Raw genomic sequence first — 21,421 nt, forward strand, 5'->3', positions numbered from 1 at the left:
CCGCTGTTTTATCAGGCTGCAAGACCAGCCTTGAGCAGATCCAGCGTCATTTGCTTCTGTTCAGGCGAGAAAGAATTGAGGATCGTCTGCACCATCAAATCCCCGGTTTTGGCGCTGGGGCTTAACGTGTGTGAGAACGTCAGGTTAAGCACGAAGGTATGTCCACACTCCACGTCTGAACAGGCGCAGTAAATATCTGAAATATGCGGGTGCTTGGGATTCGTCTTTTTGATGATCGCCTTTGCTCCGCACTCCGGACATTTAACTTTTAGTACCCGCATATTCCGCGCTCCATCAACCTGAAAACGCCTATATTTTAGCCTTTTTGAGGGCATTAATCACCTTCCAGCTCGCTGTCTTTCAGGAAATTCAGGTACAAATGCTGTGGAATATCGCTCTGGCCAGCAATCGCTGCCGCAAACATGCGTTGAATTGGTAAAATTTCAGCCTTACGGTAGGTCTTAGCCGCTTTCTCAATATCTCCCATCACAGCGCCGTTCGTCGGGATAATCCCCGCCAGCCCGGCCGGGAAGCGATGCGCGGTCAGAACGTCCTGGGCGCTGATGCTCTTGATGTTCTGAAACTCATCTTTGGCGCTGATATCGCCAATCGGGATAAATTTGATGCCATCCGGATCGCCTTTGGGGATGTTCACGAACATAGTGCTGAAGTTCCCGATTCCCTTCGACTGTTCCAGCTTGCTGATAATCTCTTCTTCCACTTCGTCGGTCATGTTCGGGTCATTGGAATAGATGATACCCCCGGTGTGCGCACCGTTGTGGTAGTAGCGACGGCGGAAGATTGTCGCCTCACCGTTCAGCAGGGCGGAGTGAATGCCGCTGATGTAGTCCGGCAGGCCATAGACCGCCTGCTGCGGGTCGTACTGCTTCAGGAAGATGATATCTTCAGGCGGATAAATCATCGGTTCCGCCTGTTGCAGCACGACGAATTCTCCCGTTTTACGCTGGCGGGTGTACAGAGCCGGTAGCGGGTACAGCGCCACTACATCCCCCCAACCGTTACGCACTTTCAGGATGGCCACATCACCGAACGTCAGCCAGTCAAATACCGCAGCGCCGAGCTGTTCATGCGTCAGTCCACCATTTTCGTAGTTAGCCGTTACCATATTGCGTCGGGCATACAGCACACCACCGTGCTGTGCATTCAGGTTAACCAGCTGCGCCAGCGCCAGCCGGTCAATCGGCAGCGTCCAGTGCTCTGCCTCGTTGTCATACCAGACATCGGTATAGTTTGTGCCGGTGGTCAGGATGGGTTCAGGTTTACCCAGGCTGATAAGGCTCATATGACGCGGTTTTGGGGCGCTGCGGCGTTCCCTGAATTTACGTTTTTTCATGCTGCTTTCCCTAAGTTGCCCCAGCGGGATTTGCGCTGGTTTTCATAATTTAAAGGTTCGTTATCAATGGCGTGGGCGATAGCCCAGAAACTGTCTGCGTGGCCGGTTTCAGCGGTACGATCGGCGACAAATGTCATGGCGTTGCCGCTGGCCGTGGCCGTGCGGCGGATGGTCATAAAGCTGGCGGCGATTTCGGTCTTCTCCTTATCCCACTCCACGCGGCCATCTTCGATAACGTCAATCATCTTCATCACAAGGCGATTTTTGGTCTCAACGCCGTAGCGGATCGCGACAGCCTGGCGCATGGCAAAGTGCTGAACGTCTTCAAAGACCCCGCTTCCCAGCCCGGTAATATCAATGCCGATGTAGGTCATGTTGTACTGGCCAAAAAGCTTCTTAATCTGTGCCGCCTGCCATTTCCAGTTCATTCCCTGCCAGTGAAAGACCCGTAATACGCGGAAATTTTCGACCGCCAGAACAGGGGGCGCGATAATCACAAAGGTTGACGTGTCACCGCTGCGCGCCGGGTCATATCCCGCCCACACCTCACGGTTGCCGAATGGCCGGGGCAGATTTTCGTCATGGTCTTCCCAGGTGGCAGGATCGACACAACAACGCTCCACATGGGAGAACGAAAACACGCTGTCCTTACTGTCCACAAATACGCACATGTAAAGCATGTTGAACGTATCGCGGTTGTAGCGGTTGCGTAGCTTCTCGATGCTGGCCAGGTTGTAACCACCGGCGATCGCATCTTCCATCGTGATGATGTAGCGCCATTGTCCATCCGGACAGAGTCGCCCTCCGTCCCGCAGCTCTTTATCTGCCGGGAATACTGCTCGTGCGCGTTTTTTGTCGCCGCGTTTCCATTCCTCCCCCGTCCAGAACGGGTACGCCTGATGGGTCTTGCTGCTGGGCGTGGAAAAGTAGGTGGTTCGCCATTTATCTATTGTGGCCATCGCACTGGCCACTTCGTTCAGCCTGGCGAAGTTCGGTACCCAGAAATATTCATCGCAGTACAGATGGCCGTTGTAGGACTGTGCGGTATTTTTGTTGGTGGACAGAAAGCGCAGCTCTGCACCATTCGACAGGCGGATGGGGTTGCCGGTGAGTTCCACCCCGAAATGCTGCTCTGCAATGTTGACAATATAGCTGCGGAAAACTTCCGCCTGGGCTTTCGATGCTGAAAGAAAGATTTGCGGATCGCCGGTCATGACCGCGCTTTCAAAAGCCTCAATCGAAAAATACCAGGTTGCGCCAATCTGGCGGCTTTTGAGTATATTTCTGACCTGCTGGTGAAGATTGGCACGCAGATGTTTCTGGTAGCCGAAAAGATGCTCCAGCGCGAACCGGTCAAAGTCTTCCTGGGTGAGATGGCTGATATCATTCTTTTTATATTTGCCGCGTTTACGCGATTTGTCCCCGTCACCTGACTGGCGCGGTGCAGCTGTGTCACTTCCGCTGTGCTTAATTTCGGCCAGCTTTTCCTGATGCTTGTTATGCTGCGCACGCAGTTTCACCAGATGCGCGACAAGACTGTCCAGCTCGCGCAGCTCCAGCTCCGATTTGCCCTCACGTAGCGTCAGCGACTGCACGCGGCGATTGAGCGCGTCTTCCGTAGATTCATGGCTGAGCAGTTCCGCCCAGGCATATTTCTCCGCCCAGTAATAAACGATACGTCGATTGGGTAGATTAAGTTCGCTGGCTATTTCCTGTGGGGTATAGCGTTTCAGATATAGCGCCCTTGCCACCCCTTTTAGTTCTTCACTGTATTTCGCCATTGGCTTCCTTGCCTTTTGCCTGTTTTGTTTAATAAGCGAATTATTCAGCAATCTGGACGTAATTTTTGAAAATTAAATCTTATTAATGCGGTAAAGAATCGATAACCGAATTTTTTCAAAATAATTGAAATGCGGAGATGCATTTTATTGGTGATACTGAAACTCGCAGAATGAACGGAGGCAATATGTCAGGTTCACAACTGGCAACAAACTGGATTTGTATCGCCACTGCGGGTGAAACGGTGGATAAACGTACCATTGAAGAACAATGGTTACTTGATGCCGCTGAATTATATGACCCCTCTTTGTATACCGCGCTGTTATGGCCGGAACACTCCCGTAATTTCGGGAATATGGGGGAAGTGCTGGAAGTAAAAGCCGAGCGGGATGATGAAGGTATTCTTCGTTTATATGCCCGTCTCTGTCCGGCAATTTCATTGCTACAGGCAAATGCAGAAGGACAGCTTTTATTTTTATCACCGGAGTTTACACCGGATGGCAATTTCAGAAATACCGGAAAAACCTATCTTGAGGGGCTGGCCATTACTGACAGTCCTGCCGGAGTAAGCACCACACGGCTACGTTTCAGCCGCACGAAAGGTAAACGCATCGGGCCATATAAGCCGCTGGCGTTTGATGAAGTCAGGGAATTTAAAAAGGAAAAGGGAATGTCTAAAACAGCAAAAAAAGGCTGGCGTCATTTTTTCAGTATCGAAGAACCGGAGCAGACTCATGACCCGGATCCGGTTCCGTCTGATGCCTTGCAGGCGCTGGCGGATGCGCTGGCCGCGCTAGAAGATCGCGTTAGCGCCATTGAGTCCGCTATGTCCGATGTACAGGACGATGTTGATACCGTGAAAGAAGTGGTTGATACCGAAGATTTCGCGCGTCTGGTTGGCAACCTGCCGGAGTTGGTTAAGGGCTTCAGCAAGCTGAATGAAAAAGTCACCCGACTGCCGGCTAAGCAGTTCAGTAAGGGCAAAAAAGGCTTCAACTTCCTGTAAGGGATGATGCTGATTTTCTTTAAGGAAAATGAATATGCAATTGAATGCAAAAGCCCGTCAGTTTCTGCGTCAGTACCACAGTGGACTGCGTGAATCCTACGGTGCTAATGAGGATGACCGCTGGTTTGCACTGACCGACCCGAAAGAGACCCAGTTGCGCAATGCGCTGCTGGAACAGTCTGACTTTCTGAATTTCCTGACGGTCGCTGATGTTGACCAGTTACAGGGGCAGGTGGTGCCGGTTGGCAGTTCTGGCCTGTATACCGGTCGTGTGCTGGATGGTCGCTTCCGTAAGAAAGTGGGCGTGAGCGGTAATGACTACAAGCTGGTTGAAACCGATTCCTGTGCAGCGCTGACCTGGCAACTGCTTTCTGTCTGGGCGAATGCCGGCGATGAAGGTGAGTTCTTCCAGCGCGTGCAGGAATTTACCAACCAGTCCTTTGCGCTGGATATGCTGCGTATCGGCTTTAACGGTAAGTCCATTGCGGAAACCACAGACGCCGAGAAGAACCCGAACGGCGAAGATGTGAACAAGGGCTGGCACCAGATCGTTAAAGAGTGGAAGGATGGCCAGCAGATTATCACCGATCCGGTTGTTCTCGATGGCGACGGCAAGGGTGATTATGTGTCACTCGATGCGATGGCGTCCGACCTTATCAACGCCAAAATCCCGGCGCAGTACCGCAATGACCCGCGTCTGGTTGTGCTGGTCGGTGCTGACCTTGTGGCGGCTGAATCTTTCCGTCTGTACCAGAAAGCGGATAAGCCGACCGAGAAGATCGCCGCACAGCTGCTGTCTGACAGTATCGCCGGCCGCACGGCATACGTCCCGCCGTTTATGCCGGGCAAACGTATGATTGTCACCACGCTGCCGAACCTGCACATCTACACCCAGCGCGGCACGCGCCAGCGTAAGGCTGAGTTCGTGGAAGACCGTAAACAGTACGAAAACAAATACCTGCGTAACGAAGGTTATGCGGTTGAGTATCCGGAACTGTACGCCGCGTTTGATGAAAGTGCGGTAACTATCGGGGCACCAGTAGTGCCACCGGCAGGGGAATAAGGGGATCTGAATGCAACTGTCACCGGCACAGCGCCACAGCGCCCGAATTGAAGCAGAGCGGTTACTGCGACAGCAGCAGGCGCTGGACACGGAAACCAGCCTGCATGTTCAGCTCGTGGCGCTCGAAAAAGATGTGGCCGCAGCGGCGGCCATTGAGAGCCGCGCCGAACGTATGGCGTTCAAGCGGGATGTACTGCTGCCGCGCTGGATGCCAACGGCGCAGGAGTGGCTTGACGGTGACAGTACGAATCAGAACCCCGTTTTTGCCTGGTGTGTTGTCTGGCTGTTTGACACCGGCCAGTTTGACCAGGCTCTGGACTGGGCGGACGTAGCCGTAGCACTGGGGCAGGAAACCCCGGCCGCGTTCGGCAGTACGTTCCCGGTGTTCGTGGCGGATACGGTGTTGTCCTGGGCGGAAGCGGAAGCCGTTGAGGGACATGATGTGGAGCCGTATTTCGGCCGTACGCTGGAGAACGTGATGCAGCACTGGAATGTGTATGAGGTCATCAAGGCCAAGTACCTGAAGTTTGCCGGTCTGCACCTGTTGCGTGATGAGAACGGAGAACCACGCGCAGCAGCAACGGAAGACAGGGACGTATTGCTCCGGGCTAAGGAACTGCTGGAGCAGGCGAAGGGATTCGACCCTAAATGTGGTGTCGGCACGATGTTGCAGCGTATCGCTGCGCGTCTGCGGGTACTGGATAAATAAAAGGCTACCGACCCGAAAGCGGGCGCGGTGGAGGGGATCGCATAAGCGTATCGCCCGTGGAAACCGGCCAGCCCGCTTTTTTTCCGGAGAAACAGGATGTTCAGCGGAACCTCTATTGATTTTGATGATGCCATTCTGACGAATGATGGCTTCTGGCCAGACCTGAGCGTCAAGGATTTTCAGTCCCAGCGCACCATTCCGGCCGATATCGACGCGGCCACCATTCGCCAGGCGCTGCTGACCGCAGCCGGCGAAATCAATGACGATCTCGTTAAGGTAGCCGCTAAATATCAGAGCGATGGCCACACCAGCGCCGAGGCTGTGCCGGGAGTGGAAATCGACGGGGAAAACCTGCTGTGCGCCCGTTACCGCAAGGCGGTATATGCCCGCGCCAAAGCTGACCTGATGGGGGAGTTTGCGTCTGTTGGACGACGAGAGAGCCATCCAGGGCAGGAGAGTGACGAGACGCGCTCCAGCCTGATTGCCGAATCCACGCTGACGGTACGGCGTATCAAGGGGCTGAAACGTATTACGGTGGCCATGATATGAGCCAGTTAAAGCAACTGACCGATTTTCTCATAGCAAACATGCCTAAGCGCGCCATGCAGGGTTTTGACAGCCAGATGGACGAAATCACGTTCATTCCGGCACAGCGGGATAACGGGCTGGGGCAGTATCGCCTTGCCATCATTCGCTATAACGCTGTCCTGACGTGGGAGCGTTATCCCTACCGTGAGTACGATCCCAAAATCCTGATGGCGCTGTTTATGTCCTGGCTGACGCAGGATGAGCGGGGGCTGCTGGAGGAAACCGGCATTGACAGCGAGCTGCCGGAATTCGATATCGAAACCATCGACCAGGAGACGGCCATCATGGTGGTGACGCTTCCTATGGCGGAAGAACTCAACATGGTTCCCGATCCAAAAGGGGAGATCCCCTTCGATGGCCAGCGCTGGCGACTCGATGAGCCTGAAGTCTGGACGGCGGAAGAAATGACCATTATCCCGCTCACAGAGGGTCAAAAATGATTCAGGGGGAGCTGAATCAGGAGCAGTTCCGGCAGCTTCAGGCGGCGCTGGCCAGCCTGGAGTTACCGCCACCGAAGCGCCGCCGTCTGTTATGGCGTATGGCCAAATACGGTGTGGAAGCTGCATCCAGGCGCAATGTGCGTAATCAGCAGTCTCCAGAGGGGGAGAAGTGGCCAGCAAGGCAGACGCGCCGTAAGGGCAAGATGCTGCGCAACATGCCAAAACTTATTCGCATCCGGGAGATACCGGAAACCGAGTCCGTCAGACTCTATCTTGCCGGCGGTCATTACCGCAACGCGAAAGGGAAACTTTCTGCCGGCGTCGTGGGGTATGTCCAGCAAAACGGGATGAGCGTCACCGTCAACCGTAAGCAGGTGGCAGGCCGCGAGCAGGGTGATAAACCTGCCTCACTGCGACAGGCGAAGCGCCTGCGCAAGGCCGGGTATAAAGTCAGGCGCGGTAAGCGCTGGCGTAAACCCGGATATAAGGAAATTCAGGAAAAAATGACCGCCCGTCAGGCTGGTCTGCTTATCCGGACACTGGAGGATAAGCCTGTCAAAACCTCCTGGCAGATTGATTTACCTGCCAGGGCGTTTCTGGGAATTGGTCAGGAAGATTTTAACAAAGCGCTGGCGCGGCAGCTTCAGGCTGTCGGGTTCGGTCTGGATGTTAACGCGCAGGATATCAGGGGGAGAGCATGACCTGGCCAAATGTAACCGTTAATCAGGTAAACCAGCTACTGGGCGAAACCAATGAGGTGGAGCGTACGCTGCTGTATATCGGTACCGGTTCAAAAAACGTAGGGAAGACGCTGGCTGTCAACGCGCAGAGCGATTTTGATGCGCTACTGGGCGACGGGGACAGTCCGTTAAAAAGTGATGTACTGGCTGCTGTAGCGAATGCTGGTCAGAACTGGTGGGGATTCGTGCATGTGCTGGCCGCAGACAGCGAGCCGGATGCGTGGGTGGCAGCGGTTAAAGCAGCACAGGTGTCCTGTTCGGTTGAAGGGGTAGTGCTGTCTGATGATGTCACCGCAAAAACGACAATTAACCAGGCGGCAACGCTGCGATCGGAACTGACGGCGAAATATGGCCGCTGGGTCTGGTTCATTCTGGCGGTGCAGGGGATGCAGGATGAGGAGGCTCAGGCCGATTATCTGACCCGCCTGTCCACGCTTCAGGATGGTATTGCCGAGAAATCTGTACAGCTGGTTCCCCGTCTCTGGGGTAACGAGCCTGGCGTTCTTGCCGGCCGTCTGTGTAACCGTGCTGTCACTATCGCTGACAGCCCCGCACGGGTGAAGACCGGGGCACTGCTGAACATGGGCAGCGATGAACTGCCTAAAGACGGTACCGGCGAGGTGCTGGAGCTGGCCACGCTTAAGGCGCTGGAAGCGCAGCGCTACAGCGTGCCGATGTGGTATCCGGACTATGACGGTTATTACTGGTCTGATGGCCGTACGCTTGACGTTGAGGGTGGCGATTATCAGTCCATTGAAACGCTGCGTATTGTGGATAAAGCCGCACGTCGCGTGCGTTTGCTGGCTATTGGCAAAATTGCTGACCGTTCGCTTAACAGCACACCGGGCAGCATTGCCGCACACCAGACGCTGTTCGCACGTCCGCTGCGCGAAATGTCCACGGCCGCGAACATTAACGGTGTGTCCTTCCCTGGCGAAGTGAAGCCGCCGCAGGATGGCGATATCACGATCGTCTGGAAGAACAAAAAGGCCGTCGATATTTACATTGTTGTGCGTACGTATGAAGTACCGCTGCAAATCACGATCAGCCTGTTGCTGGATGCCAGCCTGGAGACAAACTCATGACCAGACGTATTTCGGGCATGTCCTTCGACTTCTATATGGATGGCGAGCTGGTACATGCGGAGAAAATTTCGCTCGATATTACCGACAACACCGCCGCAGCACAGACGCGCGGCGTGCCGGATGGCTGGGTGGATGGTGATGTGTCCGCCGAGGGTGAGCTGGAGCTGGCCACTAAGGCACTGACCACCATCAAAGCCCGTGCGCAGTCTGCCGGGTCGTGGCGCGGCATTCCTGAGCTGGATTTTCTTTTCTATGCCAAAGCCGGCAACGAAGAAACCAAGGTGGAGGCGTTCGGCTGCAAGCTGCTGCTGAATAACCTTCTGGATCTCGATCCCAAAGGCGGGGCGCTGTCCACGCGAAAAATTAAGTTTCTCGTGACAAGCCCTAAATTTATCAACATTGACGGCATTCCGTACCTGGAAGCGGAAGCCACGGAAAATCTGATTGGATAAGAGGCAGGGATGCAGGAGTACGAAAAGGGATTTATTGCACTGGTCGGCATCGGAGCATTGATTGCACTGGGAAAGATGCTGAACAGCGGTGAGCCTATCACCGCCCGTTTACTGGCCGGCCGCCTGATTGTTGGCAGTGCGCTGTCACTGCTGGCCGGTGTGGCGCTGTATGTGGTACCGGACATTCATCCGCTGGCACTGGTAGGTATCGGTTCCGGACTGGGGATTCTGGGTCTGAACGGCGTGGAGGCCTGGTTGCGTAACAAAGGAATTGGCGGTCTTCTGAGTAAAGGGACAGGGAAATGACTCTGAGCGAAAAACAGCAGCTTTTCACCGTAATGGTGGCAAATCTGATCCAGTGGGCGGATGAACACGGCTATCGCCTGACGTTCGGCGAAGCGTACCGCACGCCTGAGCAGGCCGCGCTGAATGCGAAAAAAGGCAGCGGTATCACCAACAGCCTGCATACCCAGCGTCTGGCCGTGGACTTCAATCTGTTCATTAATGGCCAGTACCAGACCGACAGCGCGGCATACCTGCCGCTGGGCGAGTACTGGGAGACGCTTGGCGGTACGTGGGGCGGGCGCTTCAAATCCCGTCCGGACGGCAATCACTTCAGCCTGGAACACAACGGGGTTCGTTGATGGAACATCCTGTGGTGAGAATTATTCTGGTTGTCCTGACGTTCTGTAGCGGCTGGACAGTGGCAGGGTGGCAGCGGGACAGTATTGACCTTGCGATTAGCCGGACGGCCACCGCTACCGGTAAGCAGCTGGCAGACGCGGCCAGTGCGTCGGGGCGAAAACTGGAGGCTCAGCTGGAGGCTTTGAAAAATGCGCCACCCCGTGAAATTCGTACCGAAGTGGTCAAGCCGGTGTTTACCAATCGTTGCCTGTCTGATGATTTTGTCAGCATGTACAACGAAGCCGCAGCCGGCACCGAGCGTGCGCTATCAGGAAAACCTGAAGACTAAATGTACCACGCAGCTGCCGCGTCTGGCCGGGGCGACAGGGCGGGATGCAGCTGAGTTATTAACCCTTTATCTGGACTTATACGGACAGTGCGCTGCCCGACATAACCAGCTTGTTGATGAAATTAATTTAAGAGAGAGTGTTATTTATGGAAAAGATTAATCTTACTGTTTGTGGTCAGGATATTACCTTCGAGCCTAACCAGACGGCGTATAATAAGTTCATTAATGAAATGGCGATGGATAATAAAGTAGTGCCAGCGCACAATTATCTGACCCGTATTGTGGCGACAGAAAGCAAAGAAGCGTTGGCCGATATTTTAAAACGCCCAGGCGCTGCGCTTCAGCTTGCGGGTAAGGTTAACGAACTTTACGCGCCTGAGCTGGAAATTGAAGTAAAAAACTAACAAAGCGAGTCCAGACTATTGATGAAAATGGACTCGAACAATATCTGATATTACGGCGTTATTATCTCCCGCACGGGGAAGATACCGTGGATGATATATCCGCTGCTGTCTGGCTGGATAATCGCTACTGGGAATATATGCGTATTGCGGTGGCTAACGGAATTAGCACGGCATTTAAAGGCACGGAATGAAACAATTAGATTTTACATTAAGCCTGATTGATAAACTGACCCGCCCGTTAAAACAGGCGCAGGCCAGCGTATCCGGCTTTGCGGAAAAATCAAAAAATGCCTTTAAGCAGATTGGTGCCGGCTCGCTGGCCATGTGGGGCGTTGCTCAGGCTATTCAGGGGGCATTGTCACCGGCGATTGAGATGTATGACGCGCTGAACGATGCCGCCGCTAAAGGGATTGATGATACCTCGCTGAAGACCGTGCAGCGTGATGCGCTGCGCTTCAGCATGACCTACGGCGCCAGTGCGGTGGAGTTCGTCAGGTCAACGGAAAGCATCAATGCGGCCATTGCCGGCCTGAGCGATACCGAGCTGCCGAAAGTGACAAAAGTCGCCAATACGCTGGCTTTTGCCATGAAATCCACCGCTGCCGAAACATCTGAGTTTATGGGGCAGATGTTCGGTAACTTTTCCGCTGATGCGGCCAGACTGGGTAAAGTCCAGTTTGCCGAACAGCTGGCGGGAAAGATGGTGTATATGCGCAAAACCTTCGGTACCGAGATGGGAACCATCAAAGACCTGATGGAAGGTGCGCGAGGCGTCGGGACGAACTACGGCGTCGGGATGGACGAACAGCTGGCGGTGCTGGGGCAATTGCAACGCACGCTGGGAACGGAAGCCAGCAGCGCCTACGAGGGCTTTATGACCGGCGCGATTGATGGCGCTAAAAAGCTGGGGCTGTCGTTTACCGATGTGAACGGCAAAATGCTGTCCATGCCGGACATACTGACGAAGCTCCAGAACAAATACGGTAAAAGCCTGGACGGCAATCTGAAAGCGCAGGCGGAACTTGATGCCGCCTTTGGTGACAGTTCAGCGGTAGTCAAGCAGCTGTACGGCAATGTGGCTTTACTGCAACGCAATATCACCGAGCTGGGCGGTGCTGACGGCCTGAAGCGTACGCAGGAAATGGCGGCGAAAATGGTGAAGCCGTGGGATCGCTTTGTGCAAATCCTGAAAGCTATCCAGACGGTGATTGGCCTGACGTTAATCCCGGTGCTGTATCCGGTGCTGAACCGCCTGGCCGATATGGGGCAGACGTTTGCCCGCTGGATGCAGATGTTCCCCAATATCGCGCGCGTTATCGGGTATGCCACGCTGGCACTGCTGGGCTTTGCCGCCGTAGGGGCGAGCGCCAATATCGTGATGGGGGTCTCCAAATTCATCATCATGGGGCTGACCGGGGTTTGGCGTTTGCTGGTTGCGGTCGTGAAGTCGTACACACTGGTTGTCTGGCTGGCGCAGAAAGCCGTTTTAGCCTGGAATATCGTGCTGAAAACCCTGCGTGGTGTGCTGCTGGCGGTACGTATGGCAGCGATGCTGGCCGGTATCAGTATCAATCTGATGAGCTGGCCGGTGCTGCTGGTCATTGCGGCAATCGCAGCGCTGGTTGTGGGCTGTTATCTGCTGGTTAAGCACTGGGATGCCATTAAAGCTGCCGTCATGGACAGCGCCGCTTTTAAGGCTGCGGCGGATGTCGTGAAGTGGCTGGCGGGTGTGTTCAGTTCCGCCTGGGATTCGATTATCGCCGGCTGGAACAGTTTCATTGCTCTGCTCACCGGCTTTTCTCCGTCAAAGGCGTTAAGCGGCATGGCCAGCGGCATTGTGACGCTGTTTGACAACATCTGGCAGACCATCAAAGGCGGGTTCCTTAAGTCCTGGAACTGGATTGTCGGAAAGCTGAATAAGATCCCCGGCGTCAGTATTTCGATGACGAACGAAAGCCAGCCGGCGCTGACAACTAATACTCTCTCGACTGGCGGTGAGTTAAAGGGCATTGACCGGGGCGGTATCAGTAGCACTATCAGCAAAAATTCAAAATCTGTAACCGATAACAGTCAAAATATTAATGAATTGCATGTTCATACTACCGAGCCATTTACGCCGGGTCTGCTAATGGAATGGCAGGAGCTTAATTAATGAATGATGTGCTTTATATCGACCTGCTTATTGAGGGGCGAAACTTTGTACTTAATACAGGCAGCGAGCCTGAATTGTGCAATAACCGGAAAAGTATCGGGCAGGATATAGTCCATTCAATTATCGAAAGCGGGCTGGCCACGCAATTAATTGCCGAACGTAGCCCGACGTTACGTGCGGACATTTTTACCCAGCTGGAGCTGCTGGTCGAAAGCGACGATCGCATCGTGCCGGGCACGGTGGAAATCAGCGAGGAAAGCACTAAGCGGCTTTGGGTGACTGCCGGTACGTATGACTTTGGCAGCATTTCATATCAGGTGAACCTATGACGGAAAAGCCACAGGTCGATTTTGAAGATGTGGTGAAAGCCAGCGGGATGCCGACCACGGAAGATGAGGTGCATACCCGTTTCGATGCCGTTGTGGCCGATGAAGGGCTGATCACCAACACGTCCCGTATGTCGCCGTTCTGGCGGCTTATTACGGCAATTGTTACCGCGCCGGTGATGTGGCTGAAAGACGTGCTGGTTGCTGTGGTCATGCCCGGTATGTTTGTGGCCACCGCCACGGGGCAGATGCTGCGTCTCCTTGCCTGGGCGGTGAACGTCACCCCAAAACCGGCCAGTGCGGCCGAAGGTGTGATCCGCTTCTTCAAGGATGATGTTAAGCAGTCTGTGACGGTTAAAGCTGGCACGGTGATACAGACCGAGCGTATTAACGGCAAGGTATACGCTATGTCCACAGTCGCTGATGTCACGATCCCCTCCGGTACATCCAGTGCACTGCTGGCGGTAAAAGCGACAGGGACGGGGGGAGCGTACAATCTTGCACCGGGGTATTACCGCATTCTGCCGGTGGCCGTGGACGGTATCAGTCATGTGGCCAGTGAAGAAAACTGGCTGACGGTACCGGGAGCTGACGAGGAGAGCGACGACGAGCTGCGCGAACGCTGTCGTAATCAGTTCAATCTGGTCGGAAATTACCATACCGACGCGGTATATCGTTCGATGATTGCCGGCGTTGCGGGGCTGAGCATTGACCGGATCTTCTTTGAGCATGATGCGCCACGCGGACCCGGTACCGCCAATGCGTATCTGTTGCTGGATAGCGGCGTAGCGTCTGACCCGTTCATTGAGGCCGTGAACGACTATATCAACACCGAGGGACATCATGGCCACGGCGATGATATGCAGTGTTTTGCCATGCCTGAGACCCGTCACGAGCTGGTTGCTACGGTCTGGGTAAAAAACCTGAGCAATCTGGATCAGGATCAGCAGGACAACCTCAAAAAAGGGATTGAAAACCTTATCCGCTGCGCCTTTCGGGAGAATACCGACTATGACGTGAAGAAGACGTGGCCATACGCGCGTTTTTCCTTCTCGCAGCTGGGGCGGGAGATCCACAAGACCTTCCCGGATACGGATTCGCTGGAATTTTCGCTGAAAGATATCACCAGTGAACTCAGCGTGCCGCGCCTGAACTCTCTGAGGGTGGATTTACAGAATGAATGATTTTCTTAAGAAGCTGGCCAGCATGGTTCTGCCGTCATGGATGAACCAGGGGGAGCCGCAAAAGCTCCTTAAAGCGGCGCAGTCCTTTTGGGCGGAGGTTTACGGCTGGATAACGTGGCCGCTGCGCCAGTTTGACCCGCTGACCTGCAACGAAACGATACTGGGTCTCATCGCATGGGACAGGGATATCAGCCGGTTTAACGGTGAGCCGCTGAAGCTGTTCCGCCGGCGTGTCGCTTACGCCTTTGTGAATGCGGCCGATGCCGGCTCCGTCCAGGGTTTTATCAATATATTTGACCGCCTGGGTATTGGCTATGTGGAGCTGCTGGAGCGTCAGCCGGGGATTGACTGGGACGTGATACTGGTTCGTGTCACCGACAGCCAGATCTCCGACAACACGCAACTGATGATTCAGATTATTCGCCAGTACGGCCGCACGTGCCGGCGCTATCAGTTTGAGGTGATCACCTCTGAAATCTTAGCCATCCGGGCTGGGTGGGATCAGGGGGAATATATCGTTTATCCGGCGAGGATCGCCGGCACGGAAACCAGCAGCGCGACATTCAGCGCACGCTTACAGGGAGAGTAGTTTTTATGTCACAGACAGCTATCACGCTGGTATTCGAGCGGTGGAAAACGCAGCAGGCTGCGACGGGAGAGCCTGTTCTGCTCGATGAGTTTGTTTTTGCGAATGTGCCGGGGCTTGACCCTGATTTACCGATTGATCGCAGTGAAACGCTGCCGCCCGACTCGCAGATAGTTCACCGACAGGCGGTAAGCCGTAAGGGTGTAGTGAATGAAAATGCGGTCGTGCATTCGGTTGTATTGGGTGCGGATGTGGGCGACTTTTCGTTTAACTGGGTCGGTCTGGTTAACAAAGCCAGCGGTACGCTGGCGATGATTGTACATGCCCCGGTACAGCAGAAGCTGAAAACGAAGGATGGCCAGCAGGGCAACGTCCTGACCCGCTCGTTCCTGATGGAATTCACTGGTGCACAGACTGAAACGGCCATTAACACGCCGGCAGAGACCTGGCAGATTGACTTTACCGCCCGTATGGGGGGGATAGATGAGCGTCAGCGCCTGGAAAATATTGATATTTATGGTGCCGGCGCGTTTTTCGGGGACGGGTATCTGGTTGGTAAAACCGGTAACCAGTATTTTGTCACTCAGGGCGTGGGATATGTTGCTGGCCTGCGTGCGCAGCTCTCAGCGAACCAAAACATCACGGTAACTACCAAACCGGTTAAGGTTTGGCTTGACGTGAGCTGGGCAGGGACTCTTACCAGTGTTTGGGGCGTGCAGAACAAGATCACAGTGGCAACAGCTCTTGCGGATTACGTGAAAGATGGTGTACAGCATTACGTTTTTGCTGTGGCCAGTATCGATGCAGACGGCAATATCACCGATTTGCGTCCGAAAGGCTCGCTGAACGACCAGTCGATAAAAGAGCATGAAAAATCGCGCAATCACCCGGATGCCACGACCACAAAGAAAGGATTTACGCAACTAAGTAACGAAACAGACAGCGACGACGAAAGCAAGGCAGCAACACCAAAAGCAGTCAAGACGTTAAAAGATAGTCTGGGAACGGCTGCCGGAGCAGATGTAACTGATGGTGCACGAGATACCACGGCAGGACGGGTTTTAAAAGTCGGTGATTATGGATTTGGTCTGACGAGGAGTCCGCTTACCACGGGCATTGATTTCAGCACATACAGATTCATTCTGGGCGAACATCTTTTCGTGAGAATGAGTACGTGTACAAATATTCCGGCAGAGTTGAAAGCCGACAGCCATTATTTCGTTTTCGTTCACGGTCTGCGTGATGCCAGCGGCTCGCCGGGACTCACGTTTATTAACTACGCAGACCCCTCAGAGCAATGGACAGCCTACGGGCGTGATTCCGTTAATGGTGGCCTGACCTGGACTCTCCACAGGACATACAACACAGGCTTTAAACCTACTGCAGGTGATGTAGGGGCTGTTCCGTCGAGTGGTGGAAGTGTTGAGTATTTAAATAATGCAAAATACTACGGCACAAAACCTGAATACTGGCAGGGGGGGGGCGGATTCGCAGGGCAATATACCGATGGTACTGCGCCGTTCTTTGCTCCCAGATTTCCTGCCCCTGCTGGTGTTTCGAATTATTTTCCTATTGTGAAGGGTTCAACGGCCATATCCGGACAAGGCTGGGGCTCTGCAGTTAGCTTTGGAATACTGCGAAACGGCGGAAACGATTTTGGATCGGCAGTTATTCATATTATTGGGGATAACGGCGTTGGAACCATATTTGGTTTTAATTCTGACGGAACTTTCAACGCCCCCAATGCGATTATTGCGGGCGGTGGTTTGTACGACACGCCAGGCGTTCGGGCTTACTCATCAAATAATCCGCCGCCTCAGCAGGATTTAAGCCCGTACGCAACTACAGCATGGGTCAACGGGAACTTTGCAACGTCAGCCTGGACTGTCGCTAACTTTATGCAAGCCGGAATAAGGCTGGCTTCACTTGGAACGGCAGATAACGGAAATAATGACGGGAATTATGCATATGCACCTGATGGCGCAGTGGTGACTGCCGTCATGCAAAAGACTAACTATACAGCGGTTCAATACCGTTATGTCCAATATAACATCGGCGGAAACTGGTACACAGCTTGGGTGGCTTAATGACAATACAATCAGGTGTGTTTAAAAAATATGACCCATTAGAGAAATGGGGGAAATATACCCCGGCGAAAGTGGCTAAACTTACGCCGGAGGAACTCGAATTATATTACATTGCCAAATCACCGGGGATGAATATTGTTTTTCTGAAAGATGATAATGGCAATGACTGGTATCAGTGGCTTAAGACGCTTTCACAGGAGACGTTAAAGATTTCATTTAGCCCAGACTCGAAAGAAATTATCCATTTCTCTTATGATGCAAGCGCGATTTTCCCGATTAATCAGATTGTCGTTGAAGTCGCGCCGGAGAATGTACCGGATGAATTTACCGCTGCGGGTGAGAAAGCATTAGGCGGCGCTTTTCTTTTTGATGGTGGGGAGATTATTGCCGCGCCTATTGATTATGAGGCAGAGGCAGAGCGTAAAAAGCTGGAGTTATTAAACCAGGCGAATAACGTGATTGCGACCCTCCAGGATGCCGTTGAGCTGGAGATGGCGACCGAGAAAGAAGCCAAAATCCTGCCGGAATGGAAGAAATACCGCGTGCTGCTGAACCGGGTTGATGTTACCAAACCGGCCTGGCCTGAGGTGCCGGTAAATGTGGCGTGAAGCACGACTGGCATTAACTGATTCCGTCACGGCGCTTAACTGTTCCGTCATTCCTGCACATCCGTGGGTATATGGTCTGGGGCAACAGACCGGGAACGGAGCATATCTCAGCCCGGTGAATGCAGTTTCATATCTGGCACAAAAGTTAGCTGATACGGGCGGCATCGCGGATGTGGTGATTATGATGGTCACCAGTCAGACACATGACGGTTTTATGGCTGGCCTGAATCAACTGGTGGATGTATTCCCGTCCCCGGCGTTTGTGCAGGTCAAACGTCTGGCGCAGTCAGCGGCAGAACTGGCAACTGAACGAATGCAGATACCTGCGAAATATAGCTCCGGCCTGAGTGCTGCAATCCCGCTTTCGGTTCCCACAAACCGCGCGGCTATTGCTGCTGCGGCAGTGAAAAAGGCGCAGGAGGAAGCGGCAGCGGTTATCGATCTCGACGGTCTCAAAAAGCAGCTGGACGAGTTTTCTCAGTTGCGTGATGGTCTGCTGGGAGACATTGCCAGCGGTCTGAGTGAGTTACAGGGGAAAAGCGCCAGGGCGTGGGTATTCACAGCCAGTGGTGATTTGCCGTCAACATTGCTGGAGCTGGTGAAGGGCATCCCACTGCAATCATCTGTATTTACAGCGGCCATGATGCTGGTTGGCGACAACCTCGACGGCATAAAAGGAATGATACATGACCTCGAACCCGACGCTGGCGCTTAACGGAGAAGCGATCCAGCTGAAAAACATGCGCGTAACCATTACGCAGCAGTTTCAGGATAAAGACCAGTCCGGACAGACCAGCTCTACAACCAAATCCGAACAGGGGGCTAAGGGAAAAGAGCTGCGTGTATCCGGTGAGGTTCCCTTTAAAGATAAGGCTATTTTGCGCCGCATCTTTGAGCTGGCCAGCGCCACCGATACCAGCGGAAAGCGCCAGAAATACCGCGTGGCGCATGAGCAGGCGCGTGCGGTTAATTTTCGTGAGGCCACCTTTACCGGCACGCTGGATGCCCCGCAGCAGGACGGGAAAATGTCCTGGCTGGTGACATTTACGCTGACCGAGCATATCAGCGTTCAGGAGAAGAAAGAGGCCAGGGCGAGCAGTAAAACGACGGCGAAAAAGCAGGGAAGCGCGGCCGGAAGTGCCGGCCAGTCTGCTGACGAAGATGATGAGAAAATGACGTGGTTTGAGCGCAAAGTCCTGAAACCCGTCAATGATGCACTGGGGTAAGGATGAAACCGATAAAACGCCTGTACCTGTCAACGGATGAGGTACATCTCGCTGATGCCAGTCTGGTGCTGGAGCTGAACAGCTGCGGCCGGGGATTTATTACGGCCGAAACTGACCAGGACTATACCGGTAAGCTGGTGCGTCTTAATGTGGGTTATACAGACCTGCTTTTACGGTGGTTTACCGGGTATGTGGAACGGTCGCAGCCGGCTGATAACGGCTTTCAGCGGCTTTTTGTTCGTGAGCTGGTCGGGGTGTTTGAACGCATGTGGCCATGTTCACTTCAGCACCCCACGCTGCGCATCGTTGCAGGCTGGCTGGAAGAGAACAGCGGCATTACGGTAATGGTACCTGATGCAGAATACGCCGATAAACCGATCCCCCACTTTACCCACAGCGGCAGCGGGTATCAGCTGCTGAATAATCTGGGTAAAGCCTTTGGCATAACGGATTACATCTGGTACCAGCTACCGGATGGCGGGCTGTATGTGGGAGGCGCGGAAAAGTCACTCTTTGCCGGTAAGCCGGTGGATATCCCGGCCGGGTTCAGCCAGGGGGCTGCTGGCGGTAACACCATGACGTTACCCGTTGTTCAGAGCCTGCGGCCGGGAGTTGAAATGAACGGCGAGCGCGTCACAAAGGTACATCTGACTAACGATACGATGGCCGTTACCTGGACACCGCGTAATCGCGCTACCGGCAAGCCATTGCAAAAATCACCGGTACAGCGACAGGTTGAAAGTCATTACCCTGAGCTGGCGTCCGGGCTACACCTGCCGAAGTTCGCCAGGGTCATCGCGCCGACAGAAGCAGTAAAGAGCGGCAACTTTTCGGATCCGTTCCGTCCGCGCTACGCCGTGGACGTGCAGCTGCTTGACGCAGACGGAAAACCCGACGCGCAAACGCCCGTTTATTCTGCTGTCCCACTACCGGTACCGATGGCCGGTAATGATTCCGGCATGTACCAGTTCCCGCCTGAAGGGACGCTGGTAGAAGTTGCCTTTACTGACGGCCGGCCGGATAAACCATTTATCCGCCAGACCGTGCCGGATGGTACCAGCCTGCCGGATATCAAACCCGGCGAGCAACTCCAGCAGCAGCGGGCGGAAGTCTCCCAGCGTGTTACACAGGCCGGCGACTGGGTGCGGCAGACTGACCAGACGATCAGCGAAACATCGATGGCCAGAACCGTTAAGGCAGACACCGAAAGCCGGGAGCTGGTAAGCAGGGAAACGACCATTAAGGCCACGGATAAGACCAGCGTTATCGGTACATCCACGCTGATGGCCGGAGCCATTCAGCAGGTCAGCACCGGTAAATTTAGCCAGGCGATTCAGGGTAGCCGGCTGGCCACGGTCGGCGGCAGTGATGAAATGGCCGTAGCCGAAAACGTCACCGTTACGATCGGCAAGAGCCTGACGGAGCAGATTGGCCAGATTCGGAAAAGCGTTGCGGCCGTACAGCAGCAGATTATCGCGCCAGTGGTATGGATAGGTTCCGGCAGCATTAACGTGGCGCAGCTGATGCTGGATACGCTTGATGTGGTCAAGCAGCTGGCAGAACTGACGGCCAGCCACACGCACAGCAATACCGGCACGCCGACGAACGCCGGCGACATTCGCAGTACCGGCACGAAAGTGGACACTCTGAACGATAAATACTCCCCCGTAATCGGCAAGTAATACTCATCCCACCCGCTCACCGTAGCGGGTTTTTTGTATCCCTCTCAGACGCTACAGAACGCTCTCAGCGCAGCGCATCATTACACCCAGGAAAACTCACCCCGCACTCAGCGCAGCGGCGTACGCCTGCGTCTGCGAATCCTGACGGCGACGAAATAACGACGGAAGTGACGAAAACGGCGCTACACCGCACCCGCCTGCGGTTTTCGTGTTGAAAATGATTTCAGTTTTTCCGGGGGTACAAAAACCCCCGCCAGACTGTGCCAGCGCTGGGGATTTGACGGCCGATCGCAAACTGAAATGTGTGAAACAGATTTCAAGGATTTCAGTTTTTGGGCGATGGCCGGTAGTGATGTAAAAATGCGAAAGCCAGTACAGGCGCGGGTTCGTCGTGGATTACGTGATTTTTTACGTAACGGTTACTGCGGGATCACGTATTCGGAGAAGTCTCGCAAGCCTTTTACTGGTGCGGTCTGGGGCAGGGCGTCGATTAAGTGCAGAACTGAAATCTGTTTCACAGGATCGTATGAGGCTTCCAGATGCCTCCTGAGGCTTAAATAAGCTAATGAAGTTTGCATCATCTGTTCCTGATGGGTACACTTGATCTCGTTAGTGGATGTGTGACGCGTTCTGGTTGAGGCTCATTACCTTGAACAGAGATTCATCACTTTAAGCACCCAAAGAAAAAAAAGCCTGACCTCACCAGTCGGGCTTTTTTCTTGCCCGTTATTTACTCCAGTCCTTTGATTATGCTTCTGATGCTTCTATAATCGCGGCGTTAGTAGGTGTCGCGTTCTGGCACTGCGCAGGCATGTAACAACGTGTTCAAGTCCTGGCTGGATTACGGGTGGTGCCGCTCCAGAGCTTCAATCAGAGCGCGTCACGCATCCGCTAACAATGCAACACCGTTAACCAGGCAGTGTAAGGGCTTTAACGGTGGTGCCGCGCTCCTGTAGTGGAGCAAACGGATGAAGGGA

General features: G+C 54.0%; 27 protein-coding genes. 23 read left to right on the forward strand and 4 right to left on the reverse strand.

Annotated features, from left to right (window positions below):
* Positions 1 to 11 precede the first annotated feature (11 nt).
* From ACWKXT_RS09395 to ACWKXT_RS09405, 3 genes are read right to left on the reverse strand one after another with little or no spacing between them, the layout of a single operon-like run.
* Entirely contained in the window at positions 12 to 335 is a 324-nt protein-coding gene (locus tag ACWKXT_RS09395; RefSeq protein ID WP_454532282.1) for an ogr/Delta-like zinc finger family protein, read from the reverse strand.
* Positions 335 to 1,354: a phage portal protein gene (locus ACWKXT_RS09400; RefSeq protein WP_454532283.1), complete on the reverse strand. Its 1,020-nt coding sequence runs from the start codon at positions 1,352 to 1,354 to the stop codon at positions 335 to 337. The genes ACWKXT_RS09395 and ACWKXT_RS09400 overlap by 1 nt, the downstream gene beginning before the upstream one ends.
* Positions 1,351 to 3,135 (reverse strand): terminase large subunit domain-containing protein, encoded by a 1,785-nt coding sequence (locus tag ACWKXT_RS09405; protein WP_454532284.1) that lies wholly within the window; start codon positions 3,133 to 3,135, stop codon positions 1,351 to 1,353. Before ACWKXT_RS09405 ends, ACWKXT_RS09400 begins: the two co-directional genes overlap by 4 nt.
* A gap of 185 nt (positions 3,136 to 3,320) precedes the next feature.
* Between ACWKXT_RS09405 and ACWKXT_RS09410 the strand changes: the two genes are divergently transcribed.
* The 23 genes from ACWKXT_RS09410 (at position 3,321) to ACWKXT_RS09520 (ending at position 20,444) form a co-directional block, all read left to right on the forward strand.
* The gene (locus tag ACWKXT_RS09410; protein WP_454532485.1) at positions 3,321 to 4,139 is read left to right on the forward strand and encodes a GPO family capsid scaffolding protein; all 819 of its coding nucleotides are present in this window, start codon (positions 3,321 to 3,323) and stop codon (positions 4,137 to 4,139) included.
* A gap of 34 nt (positions 4,140 to 4,173) precedes the next feature.
* Complete coding sequence (locus ACWKXT_RS09415) at positions 4,174 to 5,202, forward strand: phage major capsid protein, P2 family (RefSeq protein ID WP_241297870.1); 1,029 nt, start codon at positions 4,174 to 4,176, stop codon at positions 5,200 to 5,202.
* Between the two features lie 10 nt (positions 5,203 to 5,212).
* Positions 5,213 to 5,911 (forward strand): phage terminase small subunit, encoded by a 699-nt coding sequence (gene gpM / locus ACWKXT_RS09420; protein ID WP_454532285.1) that lies wholly within the window; start codon positions 5,213 to 5,215, stop codon positions 5,909 to 5,911.
* 96 nt (positions 5,912 to 6,007) lie between these two features.
* Positions 6,008 to 6,460 (forward strand): head completion/stabilization protein, encoded by a 453-nt coding sequence (locus ACWKXT_RS09425; RefSeq protein ID WP_200083608.1) that lies wholly within the window; start codon positions 6,008 to 6,010, stop codon positions 6,458 to 6,460.
* Positions 6,457 to 6,939 carry a phage tail protein gene (locus ACWKXT_RS09430; RefSeq protein WP_086626639.1) on the forward strand — a complete coding sequence of 161 codons (483 nt, stop codon included), beginning with the start codon at positions 6,457 to 6,459 and terminating at the stop codon, positions 6,937 to 6,939. Before ACWKXT_RS09425 ends, ACWKXT_RS09430 begins: the two co-directional genes overlap by 4 nt.
* Positions 6,936 to 7,640, forward strand: a complete 705-nt coding sequence (locus ACWKXT_RS09435; protein WP_454532286.1) for a hypothetical protein — start codon at positions 6,936 to 6,938, stop codon at positions 7,638 to 7,640. The genes ACWKXT_RS09430 and ACWKXT_RS09435 overlap by 4 nt, the downstream gene beginning before the upstream one ends.
* Positions 7,637 to 8,764: a DUF2586 domain-containing protein gene (locus tag ACWKXT_RS09440; RefSeq protein ID WP_454532287.1), complete on the forward strand. Its 1,128-nt coding sequence runs from the start codon at positions 7,637 to 7,639 to the stop codon at positions 8,762 to 8,764. Before ACWKXT_RS09435 ends, ACWKXT_RS09440 begins: the two co-directional genes overlap by 4 nt.
* Positions 8,761 to 9,216, forward strand: coding sequence for a phage protein (locus ACWKXT_RS09445; RefSeq protein WP_454532288.1), 456 nt, complete (start codon positions 8,761 to 8,763; stop codon positions 9,214 to 9,216). Before ACWKXT_RS09440 ends, ACWKXT_RS09445 begins: the two co-directional genes overlap by 4 nt.
* Positions 9,217 to 9,225: 9 nt before the next feature.
* Positions 9,226 to 9,522 carry a holin gene (locus ACWKXT_RS09450; RefSeq protein WP_454532289.1) on the forward strand — a complete coding sequence of 99 codons (297 nt, stop codon included), beginning with the start codon at positions 9,226 to 9,228 and terminating at the stop codon, positions 9,520 to 9,522.
* Positions 9,519 to 9,860, forward strand: coding sequence for a M15 family metallopeptidase (locus ACWKXT_RS09455; protein WP_454532290.1), 342 nt, complete (start codon positions 9,519 to 9,521; stop codon positions 9,858 to 9,860). The genes ACWKXT_RS09450 and ACWKXT_RS09455 overlap by 4 nt, the downstream gene beginning before the upstream one ends.
* Complete coding sequence (locus ACWKXT_RS09460; RefSeq protein ID WP_454532291.1) at positions 9,860 to 10,189, forward strand: hypothetical protein; 330 nt, start codon at positions 9,860 to 9,862, stop codon at positions 10,187 to 10,189. The genes ACWKXT_RS09455 and ACWKXT_RS09460 overlap by 1 nt, the downstream gene beginning before the upstream one ends.
* Positions 10,161 to 10,349 (forward strand): hypothetical protein, encoded by a 189-nt coding sequence (locus tag ACWKXT_RS09465; protein ID WP_454532292.1) that lies wholly within the window; start codon positions 10,161 to 10,163, stop codon positions 10,347 to 10,349. Before ACWKXT_RS09460 ends, ACWKXT_RS09465 begins: the two co-directional genes overlap by 29 nt.
* Positions 10,336 to 10,593: a putative phage tail assembly chaperone gene (locus tag ACWKXT_RS09470; protein WP_202560984.1), complete on the forward strand. Its 258-nt coding sequence runs from the start codon at positions 10,336 to 10,338 to the stop codon at positions 10,591 to 10,593. The genes ACWKXT_RS09465 and ACWKXT_RS09470 overlap by 14 nt, the downstream gene beginning before the upstream one ends.
* A gap of 47 nt (positions 10,594 to 10,640) precedes the next feature.
* Positions 10,641 to 10,784 carry a DUF6890 family protein gene (locus ACWKXT_RS09475; RefSeq protein WP_454532486.1) on the forward strand — a complete coding sequence of 48 codons (144 nt, stop codon included), beginning with the start codon at positions 10,641 to 10,643 and terminating at the stop codon, positions 10,782 to 10,784.
* The gene (locus ACWKXT_RS09480; protein WP_454532293.1) at positions 10,781 to 12,745 is read left to right on the forward strand and encodes a phage tail tape measure protein; all 1,965 of its coding nucleotides are present in this window, start codon (positions 10,781 to 10,783) and stop codon (positions 12,743 to 12,745) included. Before ACWKXT_RS09475 ends, ACWKXT_RS09480 begins: the two co-directional genes overlap by 4 nt.
* On the forward strand, positions 12,745 to 13,074 hold the full coding sequence (locus ACWKXT_RS09485) for a DUF2590 family protein (protein ID WP_454532294.1): 330 nt from the start codon (positions 12,745 to 12,747) through the stop codon (positions 13,072 to 13,074). The genes ACWKXT_RS09480 and ACWKXT_RS09485 overlap by 1 nt, the downstream gene beginning before the upstream one ends.
* The gene (locus ACWKXT_RS09490; protein WP_454532295.1) at positions 13,071 to 14,255 is read left to right on the forward strand and encodes a baseplate J/gp47 family protein; all 1,185 of its coding nucleotides are present in this window, start codon (positions 13,071 to 13,073) and stop codon (positions 14,253 to 14,255) included. Before ACWKXT_RS09485 ends, ACWKXT_RS09490 begins: the two co-directional genes overlap by 4 nt.
* Positions 14,248 to 14,844, forward strand: a complete 597-nt coding sequence (locus ACWKXT_RS09495) for a hypothetical protein (RefSeq protein WP_454532296.1) — start codon at positions 14,248 to 14,250, stop codon at positions 14,842 to 14,844. The genes ACWKXT_RS09490 and ACWKXT_RS09495 overlap by 8 nt, the downstream gene beginning before the upstream one ends.
* Before the next feature lie 5 nt (positions 14,845 to 14,849).
* Positions 14,850 to 16,928, forward strand: coding sequence for a phage tail-collar fiber domain-containing protein (locus ACWKXT_RS09500; RefSeq protein WP_454532297.1), 2,079 nt, complete (start codon positions 14,850 to 14,852; stop codon positions 16,926 to 16,928).
* Positions 16,916 to 17,536 (forward strand): tail fiber assembly protein, encoded by a 621-nt coding sequence (locus ACWKXT_RS09505; protein WP_454532298.1) that lies wholly within the window; start codon positions 16,916 to 16,918, stop codon positions 17,534 to 17,536. Before ACWKXT_RS09500 ends, ACWKXT_RS09505 begins: the two co-directional genes overlap by 13 nt.
* On the forward strand, positions 17,526 to 18,251 hold the full coding sequence (locus tag ACWKXT_RS09510; protein WP_454532299.1) for a hypothetical protein: 726 nt from the start codon (positions 17,526 to 17,528) through the stop codon (positions 18,249 to 18,251). The genes ACWKXT_RS09505 and ACWKXT_RS09510 overlap by 11 nt, the downstream gene beginning before the upstream one ends.
* A complete protein-coding gene (locus tag ACWKXT_RS09515) occupies positions 18,223 to 18,762 on the forward strand; it encodes a baseplate complex protein (RefSeq protein ID WP_454532300.1) in 540 nt (179 codons plus the stop codon). Before ACWKXT_RS09510 ends, ACWKXT_RS09515 begins: the two co-directional genes overlap by 29 nt.
* A 2-nt stretch (positions 18,763 to 18,764) precedes the next feature.
* Positions 18,765 to 20,444: a hypothetical protein gene (locus tag ACWKXT_RS09520; RefSeq protein WP_454532301.1), complete on the forward strand. Its 1,680-nt coding sequence runs from the start codon at positions 18,765 to 18,767 to the stop codon at positions 20,442 to 20,444.
* A 419-nt stretch (positions 20,445 to 20,863) separates the two neighbouring features.
* Here ACWKXT_RS09520 and ACWKXT_RS09525 read toward each other — a convergent pair whose 3' ends face one another.
* Positions 20,864 to 21,022 (reverse strand): hypothetical protein, encoded by a 159-nt coding sequence (locus ACWKXT_RS09525; protein ID WP_454532302.1) that lies wholly within the window; start codon positions 21,020 to 21,022, stop codon positions 20,864 to 20,866.
* Positions 21,023 to 21,421 lie beyond the last annotated feature (399 nt).

It is taken from the genome of Enterobacter sp. UPMP701, from assembly GCF_053709515.1.

What these genes read in the sequence shown, in the direction of transcription:
- ACWKXT_RS09500 (WP_454532297.1), top strand. Translation starts at nt 14,850, where the DNA reads ATGTCACAGACAGCTATCACGCTGGTATTCGAGCGGTGGAAAACGCAG.
- ACWKXT_RS09510 (WP_454532299.1), top strand. Translation starts at nt 17,526, where the DNA reads ATGTGGCGTGAAGCACGACTGGCATTAACTGATTCCGTCACGGCGCTT.
- ACWKXT_RS09520 (WP_454532301.1), top strand. Translation starts at nt 18,765, where the DNA reads ATGAAACCGATAAAACGCCTGTACCTGTCAACGGATGAGGTACATCTC.
- ACWKXT_RS09415 (WP_241297870.1), top strand. Translation starts at nt 4,174, where the DNA reads ATGCAATTGAATGCAAAAGCCCGTCAGTTTCTGCGTCAGTACCACAGT.
- ACWKXT_RS09480 (WP_454532293.1), top strand. Translation starts at nt 10,781, where the DNA reads ATGAAACAATTAGATTTTACATTAAGCCTGATTGATAAACTGACCCGC.
- ACWKXT_RS09435 (WP_454532286.1), top strand. Translation starts at nt 6,936, where the DNA reads ATGATTCAGGGGGAGCTGAATCAGGAGCAGTTCCGGCAGCTTCAGGCG.
- ACWKXT_RS09485 (WP_454532294.1), top strand. Translation starts at nt 12,745, where the DNA reads ATGAATGATGTGCTTTATATCGACCTGCTTATTGAGGGGCGAAACTTT.
- ACWKXT_RS09405 (WP_454532284.1), bottom strand. Translation starts at nt 3,135, where the DNA reads ATGGCGAAATACAGTGAAGAACTAAAAGGGGTGGCAAGGGCGCTATAT.
- ACWKXT_RS09425 (WP_200083608.1), top strand. Translation starts at nt 6,008, where the DNA reads ATGTTCAGCGGAACCTCTATTGATTTTGATGATGCCATTCTGACGAAT.
- ACWKXT_RS09400 (WP_454532283.1), bottom strand. Translation starts at nt 1,354, where the DNA reads ATGAAAAAACGTAAATTCAGGGAACGCCGCAGCGCCCCAAAACCGCGT.
- ACWKXT_RS09515 (WP_454532300.1), top strand. Translation starts at nt 18,223, where the DNA reads ATGACCTCGAACCCGACGCTGGCGCTTAACGGAGAAGCGATCCAGCTG.
- ACWKXT_RS09455 (WP_454532290.1), top strand. Translation starts at nt 9,519, where the DNA reads ATGACTCTGAGCGAAAAACAGCAGCTTTTCACCGTAATGGTGGCAAAT.
- ACWKXT_RS09470 (WP_202560984.1), top strand. Translation starts at nt 10,336, where the DNA reads ATGGAAAAGATTAATCTTACTGTTTGTGGTCAGGATATTACCTTCGAG.
- ACWKXT_RS09525 (WP_454532302.1), bottom strand. Translation starts at nt 21,022, where the DNA reads ATGCAAACTTCATTAGCTTATTTAAGCCTCAGGAGGCATCTGGAAGCC.
- ACWKXT_RS09445 (WP_454532288.1), top strand. Translation starts at nt 8,761, where the DNA reads ATGACCAGACGTATTTCGGGCATGTCCTTCGACTTCTATATGGATGGC.
- ACWKXT_RS09440 (WP_454532287.1), top strand. Translation starts at nt 7,637, where the DNA reads ATGACCTGGCCAAATGTAACCGTTAATCAGGTAAACCAGCTACTGGGC.
- ACWKXT_RS09430 (WP_086626639.1), top strand. Translation starts at nt 6,457, where the DNA reads ATGAGCCAGTTAAAGCAACTGACCGATTTTCTCATAGCAAACATGCCT.
- ACWKXT_RS09495 (WP_454532296.1), top strand. Translation starts at nt 14,248, where the DNA reads ATGAATGATTTTCTTAAGAAGCTGGCCAGCATGGTTCTGCCGTCATGG.
- ACWKXT_RS09395 (WP_454532282.1), bottom strand. Translation starts at nt 335, where the DNA reads ATGCCCTCAAAAAGGCTAAAATATAGGCGTTTTCAGGTTGATGGAGCG.
- ACWKXT_RS09450 (WP_454532289.1), top strand. Translation starts at nt 9,226, where the DNA reads ATGCAGGAGTACGAAAAGGGATTTATTGCACTGGTCGGCATCGGAGCA.
- ACWKXT_RS09410 (WP_454532485.1), top strand. Translation starts at nt 3,321, where the DNA reads ATGTCAGGTTCACAACTGGCAACAAACTGGATTTGTATCGCCACTGCG.
- gpM (WP_454532285.1), top strand. Translation starts at nt 5,213, where the DNA reads ATGCAACTGTCACCGGCACAGCGCCACAGCGCCCGAATTGAAGCAGAG.
- ACWKXT_RS09490 (WP_454532295.1), top strand. Translation starts at nt 13,071, where the DNA reads ATGACGGAAAAGCCACAGGTCGATTTTGAAGATGTGGTGAAAGCCAGC.
- ACWKXT_RS09460 (WP_454532291.1), top strand. Translation starts at nt 9,860, where the DNA reads ATGGAACATCCTGTGGTGAGAATTATTCTGGTTGTCCTGACGTTCTGT.